This is a genomic window from Streptomyces sp. NPDC048349, from assembly GCF_040651925.1.
Lineage (GTDB): Bacteria > Actinomycetota > Actinomycetes > Streptomycetales > Streptomycetaceae > Streptomyces.
Genome location: NZ_JBEZLA010000014.1, coordinates 117,701 through 126,937, shown reverse-complemented (window position 1 = coordinate 126,937; position 9,237 = coordinate 117,701). Strand labels below are relative to the sequence as shown.

Here is a 9,237-nt window from a genome sequence, read left to right as displayed (position 1 = left end):
GCCGTGGCCGTCGGCACCCACTGGGCCTTCCTGGTCTGCGCCGCCATCGCCGTCCTCGGCTTCGCGGCCGCCTGGTTCATCAAGGAAGTCCCGCTCCGCGGCGCCAACCCCGCCCCCGCCAAGGACACGAGCCAGGACGCCGAGCCGACTCCCGCCCTGCAGGAAGCAGCCGCCCACTGAACGACCGGCCGTCCGGCCGCCCCCCGACCGGGCAACACGAGGCCCCGGCCCCGATGGACGAACACGTCCACCGGGGCCGGGGCCTTGTCGTACGCGTCACCCGCCGAGCCGTCCGCACAGGACGTGGCCATCTCCCGCGGCGGTGCGCAATGCGTATGTACGGGGCCCGCGCCTTCCTGCGAGAACGGCGAGCCCCCGGCGCCGCCACAGTCGGGGACGAGCGACAGGCCTACGCACGGCTGCGAGAGGCGCAGGAGGCACTGGCCCGAGCCGATGACCCTCGCGGGGTACGCGCGCAGCCGGCCGACGCGCTGAAGGGGCTGACGCTGAACGCGCAAAGCGCCCCCTCCCGCCCGAAGGCAGGGAGAGGGCGCGGGATGCGGGAGGGGGGGGTGGGGTCAGGGCCGGTGGGTGGGCCAGAGGCGTTCGCCGTGCCGGTAGAGGAGTTCGGCGGCCACGCCGCGTTCGCGGCAGCGGTCAAGGAGGAGGTTCGTCTGGCGGATCTGCTCGGACTCCGGCTCGTAGCTCGAGCCCGTCAGGTGGCGCAGCCACGGTTCCAGGCCCAGGGCGTAGACGAAGACCTCGGCCGCGCCGAACCGTTTGACCAGGCGTTCCGCCATGTCCGCGTCGCAGCCCTTGAGTCGGCGTGCCTGGTCGTGCGCCCGGTCCTGGGCGCCCTCCATCAGCGGGCCGTACAGCCACGACATCGGCGCGCCCACGCACTCCAGCCCGATGAAGACGGTGTCCACGTCCCCGGTGCTCTCCTGCACCCGGCGGTACAGGTCCGGGTCGATGTCCACCGCGTCGGTCGCGAACAGCACGCGCCGGCCGCCGATCTCCACCAGCGGCACCGCCTTGGAGCGGATGTCCAGGTCCCCGTGCTCGCCCAGGAACGGCAGCATCGTGACCTCGGCGTCCTCGCCGATGCGCGCCGATTCCATCTCGCCCAGCTCCACCACCGAGGTGAAGCCCAGCGCCTTCAGGAGCAGCTTGGGGCTCGGGTCCTCCAGCGAACCGCCGCCGCCCCGGGGCACGACGACCGTGTCCACCCGGTGCCGCAGCTGGAGCAGCGCCTCCACCGACACGTGGTCGCAGTGCAGGTGGCTCAGGACCACCGCGTCCAGCCGCTCGGGCAGGTCGGCCAGGGTGAAGTGGCGGTGGCCGTCGTCGGCGTAGCCGGGCAGCGGATCCAGCAGTACGGCCGTGGAACCCGTCTCCAGCAGCACCGTCGCGTGGTTGAGGTAGCGCATCCGTACGGAGCCCGCCGGCGCGTTCTCGTACGGCGCCGGGGCGCTGTCGGTGAACAGGTCCGCGAAGGCGGCCGCGCGCGCGTGCGACGCCTCGTCCCCCAGCAGCAGCTCGGCCAGGCCCGCGACGTCGGCGGCGCCGCGGCGGGCCGCGTACAGCTCGTCGAGGCGGGGGTCGGCGAAGGGGATCCGCAGGTCCAGCCGCTGCGGGTGGGGCAGGATCGGGCTGCCGAAGGTGAAGGGCTGCTCCAGGTCCGTGCGCGGGGCCAGGGAGATCTCCTGGCCCGCGGCCAGCTCCGCCGCGAACGCCCGGTGGACCAGCGGCTCGAAGAAGCGCAGCCGCGGCCGGTTGCCGGTGTCGTAGACCAGCTCGACGAGCCCGCGCAGGCTCGCGGGGAGCTGCGCGTACAGCGACTCCATCGGCTTGCCGTCGGCCTGCTCGGCGAGCATCCGCTGGGCGTCCTTGATGTCCTCGGCCAGCCGCAGCACAGGGGCGGCGGCCGCTTCGGTGGCGGCCAGCAGCTCCTCGACGTCCTGCGGGGTGCCGCCGTACGGGGCCAGGAACGGGCCGCCGTACCGGGCCGGGTTGCTCAGCGCGGAAGCGTGCACCTGCGGCGAGCGCAGGTAGCTGCGCAGCTGCGGGAGGTAGCGCTCGCGCAGGTTGAGCGCGGCGGTGTGCGGCGGCACCAGGTGGCACCAGGCGTACCAGCGGTGCAGCAGCGGCTGCGGGACGACGGACGGGCGCAGGTATCCCTTGGCCGGGCGTCCGTTGAAGACTGCGGTCATCGAGGTCATGACGCACCTCCGGGCTGTGCGGCGGTCGGCGGGGCGGGGACGCGGTCGTGCGGCGCCGCCTCGGCCGGGTCCGCCGCGAGGGCGGAGCGTGCGGACAGCAGGGCCGGGCCGCACAGGGCGAGCGCCAGGAAGATGCCGCCGCCGGCGATCACGAACACCAGCCGGGCGTGGCTGTCGGGGCTCAGCAGGCCGCCGGCCAGGTAGCCGGCCGTGCTGCCGAAGAAGGCGGCGGAGGACAGCGTGCCGCCGACCCGGCCCAGCACCTCGGCGGGCACGGCCTTCTGCAGCAGGGTCTCCTCGCCGACGTTGGCCACGCCGTTGCCCAGTCCCGCGACCAGCTGCATGGCGATCGCGGCGAAGAGCACCGGAGCGGCGGCCGTCAGGAGCAGCCCCAGGCCGGTGAAGAACCAGCCCGCGAGCAGCACCCACACCGGCGAGCGGCTCTCGGCCGCCCGGACCAGCCAGAGCGAGGCGGCGACCATCGCGACGCCGAAGGACGCGGACAGCACGCCGAACCCGGTCTCACCGGTGTGCAGCGAGTGCTCGGCGAGGAAGACCAGCGCCAGGTTGTCCAGCGAGCCGAAGAACAGGCCGAGCAGGAGCAGCAGCACGATGGCGCGGGACACGCGGTGGTGGCGGATGAACTTCAGCCCCTCGACGGTGTCGCCCAGCAGGGTCCGGCGCTCGCCGGTCCGCAGCGGCTCCAGCGCCGGGATGCGCGTCAGCAGCAGGGCCGAGACCACGAAGCTGCCCGCGTTGATCGCGAGGGCGACGTACGCGCTGCCCCAGGCGGAGAACAGGCCGCCGAGCACAGGGCCGAGCGCGGCCTGGAGGTTGAAGGCCGTGCCCATCCAGGCGTTGGCGGGCATCAGGTCGGCCTCGTCGACCAGGCGCGGCACCACCGTACGGCCGGCCGCGGCGAACACGGTGGAGGCCGCGGCGGCCACCGCGACCAGCGGCACCAGCACGGCCAGGCCCGGGCGGGCCAGCACGATGGTGCCGAAGACCGCGGCCTGCACCAGCTCGGCGGCGATCAGCAGGCGCCGCACGCCCATCCGGTCCGCGAGCGCCCCGGCCAGCGGTCCGAAGAACCGCGGAACGGACTCGGCCAGGAGGATCAGCGACACGGCGGTACCGGCGTGCTCGCCGCGGCTCACCAGCAGGACGAGCGCCACCATGGCCGCGCCGTCGCCGATCAGCGAGACCGCGCGCGCCAGCCAGAACCGGCGGAACAGCCGGTGGCGTCGGATCAGATTGGGTTCTGCGGCCAAGGCCTTGAATCCTTTCAAGGGGAGGGGTGTCCGCCGGAGGTTCCGCCCGCGGGCCGGGTCAGACCACGGCCCGGCCGTGGTCACCGCGCCGGGAGCCGGCGCTGCGCCGCAGATCGGCGGTGAGGTTGATGCGCTTGAGCCAGCGGTCGGTGCCGTCGTAGCGGGCCGCGAACGGCCGGCGCCCGTGCACCGCGCGCTTGTTGTCGATGACGAACAGGTCGCCGTTGCCGACCGTCACGTCGGTCAGCTTGGCCTCGATCGCGGTCAGCAGCGCGTCCTGCGCCGCGGCTGCCTGCGGGTCGAGGGGATTGGTGTGCATGAACGGCGGGTCGACGCGCAGCCACGGAGCGGCGGGGTCGCCGTCCAGCAGCGCGATCGGCTCGGGCCGGTTCGCCATGGTGTCGATGCGCCGGAACTGCTCGCCCTCGGCCGCCTCGCTCGCGTCGGCGGCCCCCGTGGCCTGGTTGAAGCTCTTGGTGTGCGACTGGTCCGGCAGGATCGCGAAGCGCTTCTCGAACAGCACCGCGCGGTGCTCCTCGGCGAGCTCGATGTCCTCCATGGCGGCGAAGGTCGTGGCCACCGCGTCGTGGTTGCGCAGCCCCATCAGCATCATCCAGTCCGCCCGGTGCGGGTGGAAGGCGTCCTCGGTGTGCCAGTCCAGCATGGCCGTGGAGCCGGAGCCGAGCTGGTCGAACTCGTGCCCGGGAACGGGGAACAGGTCGAGGATCAGCCGCCCTCGCTGCTGGCTGCTGAAGGAGAAGGGCTCGCCGAGGAGGGAGCCGATCAGCCGCAGCACGGCGTCCGCGTACCGCAGTTCGGAGCGGTCGGGGCGCTCCTGGTAGCTGGTGGGGGTGGGCCCCAGCGCGTTCTCGTCGATGAGCAGCCCGCTGACCAGGAAGCCCGAGTGCGGGGCACCGGACAGGCGGAAGTCCGTCATCAGCCGCCGCAGCGAACGCGGCAGCTCGTGGGACATCAGCGCGGCGAGCTGGAGGGAGCGCCGGGCGTCCAGGCCGGCCGAGTCCCGCGCGTACTCGTGGGCGAGCGCGGCCACCCGGTGGCGTTCGTCGGGCAGGAGTTCGATGCGCGGGACCCCCGGTCCCGGCTGTGACACCGCGGCGGACGCAGCGGCGGGCGGTGCGAAGGTCTGCATGGTGGCTCCTCAAGAGACGCGAGGTTGCCGCAGCCTCTCAGGCCGCACTCGATTCGCACTCGACACCGCCCGATCCGTCCCCTGCGCCCGCACCCCCTTTACACCCTCCCCGGACCCCCGGCGCACACTCTGGCCTGGATCTCTGGCGGCTTTCAAGCGGTGCTGTAGTCCGGGAGGTTGTGCTCATTCCCAGAACGGCCACGGTCCCCCGTCCGGACCGGCCACGAACGGGAAGAGGTGAGCGAAGCGTGAGTACGACGGCCACGGTGACCGCTGCCAAGCGCAGGATCTACGTATCCGCCTTCAGCCGCTCCGCCTACCTCCCGGTCGTCTGGGGCGCCCTGCGCTCGTACGCCGACACCCAGCCCGACCTCGTCGAGGCCTACACCTTCGAGCAGCCGTTCTTCCTGCCCGAGCAGGCCAAGGACCCGGTCTCGCTCATGGAGGACCCGGCGGTCTTCGCGATGTCCTGCTACCTGTGGAACTTCAACAAGAACATGGCGGCCTGCCGCGCCGTGAAGGAGCGCTTCCCCGACGCGGTCACCGTGGTCGGCGGCCCGCACGTGCCGGACAACGCGGCCGAGTTCCTCCACAAGCACCCGTACATCGACTTCGCCATCCACAAGGAGGGCGAGGCGCCCTTCTCCGAGCTGCTGAGGGCGCTGCTCCAGGACGAGCCCGACTTCGCGTCGGTCCCCTCGCTGAGCTACCGGGACAAAGACGGGACGGTCCGCCGCAACCCGCTCGGCGGGCAGCTGCCGCGCGAGATCGACGTGCCCAGCCCCTGGCTCACCGGCCTGATGGAGCCCTCCTTCGAGGCGGCCCGGGCGGCCGGCTACAAGCCGACCGTGCTGTGGGAGACCAACCGCGGCTGCCCCTACAGCTGCACCTTCTGCGACTGGGGCTCGGCGAACCAGTCGAAGATCCGCAAGTTCGACGAGGACCGGCTGCACGCCGAGATCGACTACTTCACCGAGCAGAACGTGTCGGCCATCCTGTGTGCCGACGCCAACTTCGGCATCCTCCCGCGCGACGTCGGCCTCGCCGAGCACCTGGTGCGCAACAAGCAGGAGAGCGGCTTCCCCGGCAAGTTCGTCACGAGCTACGCCAAGAACGCCAACGACCGGATCGTACAGATCAGTTCGATGTTCGCGCTCAACGGCATGTCGAACGGCACCATCCTCGCGATGCAGAGCGGCACCCAGGACGTGCTGGAGCAGGTCAAGCGCTCCAACATGCCGGCCAAGAACTACGAGAAGCTCGCCGCGGCCTTCCGCGAGCGCGGCGTCGAGGCCTACACCGAGGTCATCGTCGGCCTGCCGAACGAGACCCCCGAGACCTTCGCCCGCGGCCTGTGCCGGATGCTCGAGATGGGCATCCACGACGACATCATGATCTACGAGTGCGTGCTGCTGCCCAACGCCGAGATGGGCAGCGCCGCCCACCGCGAGAAGTACCGGCTGGACACCATCACCCGCACCTACCTCCCGGACGACGTGGAGGAGGTCGAGGTCGTCGTCGGGCACTCCACGATGAGCCGCGGGGACTGGGTGCGCATGTACCTCTTCGGCGCCGTCCTGCAGGCCCTGCACAACCGCGGCATCACCCGCCAGCTGGCCACCTACCTGCACACCGAGGGGATCCTCGGCTACGAGGACTTCTACCGCTCGCTGGCCGACGCCGCCCTCGCCGACACCTCCACCGTCCTCGGCGAGGCCGTCGACCGGGCCCGCGCCCTGCTGTGGGAGTACATCGAGTCGCCCGCCGTCCCCAACGAGGGCAAGGTGGCCTCCCAGCCGGACATGATGGAGAAGCTGGCCCAGTGGGTGCCGGACAAGGAGTCCTGGCTCATCTACGAATGGTGCTGGGCCTACGTGCAAAACGAGCTGGACCGCTTCTACGAGGACCTGCGGGGCCACCTCGAGACCGCCGGCGTGAAGATCGACGAACGCCTCGAGGAGCTGCTGCGCTACCAGCGCGCCTCGGTGTTCACCGTCGCCGAAACCGGCACCAGCCGCGTCGAGCTGTTCTCGCACGACTGGACCGGCTACTTCCGCGCCCCCGCCGAGGGCCTGCACCCCGGCGTGCACGTCACGAGCTTCGAGCCCCCGGCCGCGAGGATGCGCTGATGAACACGAGCCCGGCGGCCCGCGTTCTGGAGCGCGCCGCACATGAACCCGGCCGCATCGCGGTCGAACTCCCCGGCTCCCCCGCAGCCCCGGCACGGACCGTCACCTACGGCGCCCTGGCCGCCGCCGCCCGGGACCTGGCGGCCGCGCTGCACCGGCGCGGCGCCCGCCCCGGCGACACGGTTGCGCTGGTCGCCGCCAGCACGCCCGAACTGGTCGTCGCCCTGCTGGCCACCGCCGGCGCGGGACTGGTGTGCGCGCCGCTCGACGACGCGCAGCCGCCCGACCGGGTGCGCCGCGCGATGCGGGTGGCCGGAGCCGGGATCGCCCTGGTCGCCGCCCCCGAGCGGGCGCCGTACTGGCTCGCGGAACTGGGGGAGCAGGCCCTGGAGGTCACCGCCCCCGGGCCCGGCGGCGCCGACCGGCCCGCCGGCCCCGCCTTCCCCGTCCCGGTGGCCGAACGGGACCCCGCCTACCTGCTGTTCACCTCCGGCTCCACCGGCGTGCCCAAGGGTGTACGGGTCGCGCACGGCCCCTTCGCCCGGCACTGCGAGGTGGCCGCCGGGGCCTACGGGCTCACCCCCGACAGCGTCACGCTCCAGTTCGCCTCGCCCGGCTTCGACGTCGCGCTCGAGGAGATCTGGCCGACCCTGCTGTCCGGCGGACGGGTCGTGCTGCGCGGCGGCGGCCTGTGGTCGCTGCCCGAGCTGCTCGAGGTCACCGCCGCCCACGGCATCACGATGTGGCAGCTGCCCACCGCCTACTGGACCCTGCTCGGCGCCGAGGCCGCCGTACGCGGCGACCTGCGCCCCCCGCCCTCGCTGACCACCGTGCTGATCGGCGGGGAGGCCGCGACCACGGCCGCCGCCCGCCGCTGGCTCGGCTCGCCGATGGGCGCGGTCCGGCTGCTCAACGCTTACGGACCCACCGAGGGCGTGGTCACCTCCACGCTGTACGAGGTGCCGCGCGAGGCCGGAGCCCTGCCGTCGGGGGAGATCCTGCCCATCGGCCGCCTGCTGGACGGACGTTCGGGCCTGGTCCTCGACGAGGAGCTGCGGCCCGTCCCGACCGGCAGCGCCGGCGAGCTGTACGTCACCGGGCCCTGCCTGGCCGACGGCTACGCGGGGGACGGGGCGGCGACCAGCCGCGGCTTCCCCACCCTGCCCGACGGCCGCCGGGCCTTCCGTACCGGCGACCTCGTCACCGAGACGGCCGACGGCGTCCTGGTCTACCACGGGCGCCGGGACCGGCAGCTGAAGATCTCCGGCGTGCGCGTCGAGCCCGGCGAGGTCGAGGCCGCACTGGCCGCCTGCACCGGGGTCGCGGCCGCCGCCGTCACCGTCGCCGGCGAGGGCGACCGCAGCCGGCTGGTGGCCCACGTGGTGCTGGCCGAACCGCCCGGGGACCAGGCGCGCCGCGCCGGCGCCCTGCGCCGCGAGCTCGCCGACCGGCTGCCGGCGGCGATGGTGCCGGCCCGGGTGGAGTTCCACGACCGGCTGCCGCGCACGGTCAACGACAAGGTCGACCACCACGCCCTGGCCGCCCCGGCCCGTACCGAGAGCGAGGAGAGCCGGTGACCACCGCATCCACGACCGCCACGCCGCCCGCGAACCCCACCGCGGCCACCCCGGTACGGGAGTTCGCGCAGACCCTGGCCCGGGCGGAACTCGCCGGCGCCGCCCGGGAACTGACCGCCTTCGCGGACGCCCTGGACGCCGCCACCGCCGTGCCCGATCGGCCCGTGCCCGTCCCGGGCTGGATCGAGGTCACCGGCGAGGGCGAGGACGCGACCGTCGCGCTGGCGCCGGCCGGTGTCTCGCGGCTCTACGAGGAGCTGTGCCGCATCGCCGACCCCGCGCGGCTGCGCGCGGCCGTGGTCCTGCTCCTCAATCTGAGCGTCCGCCTCCAGCAGGTACCCGGGGGCGCGCAGGCCGCGGCCGCGGTGATGCAGTGCGGGGCCGAACTGGCCCCCGTGCTGGAGGCCGTCAACGGCGGCGCCCCGCCCCTGGTGGGCCGCGCCGCGCTCCAGCTCACCGTCGAAGGCGAGCACGTGCTGCTCGCCGACGAGCAGGCGCGCTGGATCGCGGCCGAACTGGACCGGCTCCCGGCCGGCCCGCGCCGCCGGTCCGTCCTCGGACTCGCCGCGCTCGCCGAGCAGCTGGAGACCGATCCGGACGCCGCGCAGGCCGCCTCGGCCCTGCGCACCGTTGCGGCGGACGCCGCCCGCGCCCTGGAAGGGGAGATCCGGTGATCACCAGCCAGACGCTCGGGACCACGCTCTATCCCGTCAGCATCGGCGGCCACCTCGTGGAGGCCGCCGTGGAACTCGCCCGAGGAGCGGCGGCCCGGCTCGGTGCCGGGCTCGACCAGGAACGGCTGCGCGCACACGGTGACGCGGCGGCCGCCCTCCTCCGCCTCACGGCAGCGGAACAACCCGCTCCGTGACCCACAGACCCCGGGCCCGC

The 9,237-nt window shown here is 73.6% G+C and carries 7 protein-coding genes and 1 pseudogene; 5 read left to right on the top strand and 3 right to left on the bottom strand.

The features are described from left to right. Positions 1–180: pseudogene (locus tag AB0D44_RS10945) on the top strand (MFS transporter); the annotation flags it as partial. Positions 181–578: 398 nt separating this feature from the next. Here the strand turns inward: AB0D44_RS10945 and AB0D44_RS10940 are convergent. Genes AB0D44_RS10940 through gntD form a run of 3 tightly spaced genes read right to left on the bottom strand, consistent with a single transcriptional unit; the run spans position 579 to position 4,643 of the window. Next, positions 579–2,222, bottom strand: a complete 1,644-nt coding sequence (locus AB0D44_RS10940; RefSeq protein WP_362587690.1) for an MBL fold metallo-hydrolase — start codon at positions 2,220–2,222, stop codon at positions 579–581. Then, the gene (locus AB0D44_RS10935; RefSeq protein WP_362587687.1) at positions 2,219–3,493 is read right to left on the bottom strand and encodes an MFS transporter; all 1,275 of its coding nucleotides are present in this window, start codon (positions 3,491–3,493) and stop codon (positions 2,219–2,221) included. The genes AB0D44_RS10940 and AB0D44_RS10935 overlap by 4 nt, the downstream gene beginning before the upstream one ends. 58 nt (positions 3,494–3,551) lie before the next feature. Beyond that, positions 3,552–4,643 carry a guanitoxin biosynthesis L-enduracididine beta-hydroxylase GntD gene (gene gntD, locus AB0D44_RS10930; RefSeq protein ID WP_362587685.1) on the bottom strand — a complete coding sequence of 364 codons (1,092 nt, stop codon included), beginning with the start codon at positions 4,641–4,643 and terminating at the stop codon, positions 3,552–3,554. 248 nt (positions 4,644–4,891) lie between these two features. Between gntD and AB0D44_RS10925 the strand changes: the two genes are divergently transcribed. Genes AB0D44_RS10925 through AB0D44_RS10910 form a run of 4 tightly spaced genes read left to right on the top strand, consistent with a single transcriptional unit; the run spans position 4,892 to position 9,217 of the window. Next, positions 4,892–6,772 (top strand): radical SAM protein, encoded by a 1,881-nt coding sequence (locus AB0D44_RS10925; RefSeq protein ID WP_362587682.1) that lies wholly within the window; start codon positions 4,892–4,894, stop codon positions 6,770–6,772. Further along, on the top strand, positions 6,772–8,349 hold the full coding sequence (locus AB0D44_RS10920) for an amino acid adenylation domain-containing protein (RefSeq protein WP_362587679.1): 1,578 nt from the start codon (positions 6,772–6,774) through the stop codon (positions 8,347–8,349). Before AB0D44_RS10925 ends, AB0D44_RS10920 begins: the two co-directional genes overlap by 1 nt. Then, positions 8,346–9,023 carry a hypothetical protein gene (locus AB0D44_RS10915; protein WP_362587676.1) on the top strand — a complete coding sequence of 226 codons (678 nt, stop codon included), beginning with the start codon at positions 8,346–8,348 and terminating at the stop codon, positions 9,021–9,023. The genes AB0D44_RS10920 and AB0D44_RS10915 overlap by 4 nt, the downstream gene beginning before the upstream one ends. Further along, entirely contained in the window at positions 9,020–9,217 is a 198-nt protein-coding gene (locus tag AB0D44_RS10910) for a hypothetical protein (RefSeq protein WP_361765340.1), read from the top strand. Before AB0D44_RS10915 ends, AB0D44_RS10910 begins: the two co-directional genes overlap by 4 nt. Positions 9,218–9,237 lie beyond the last annotated feature (20 nt).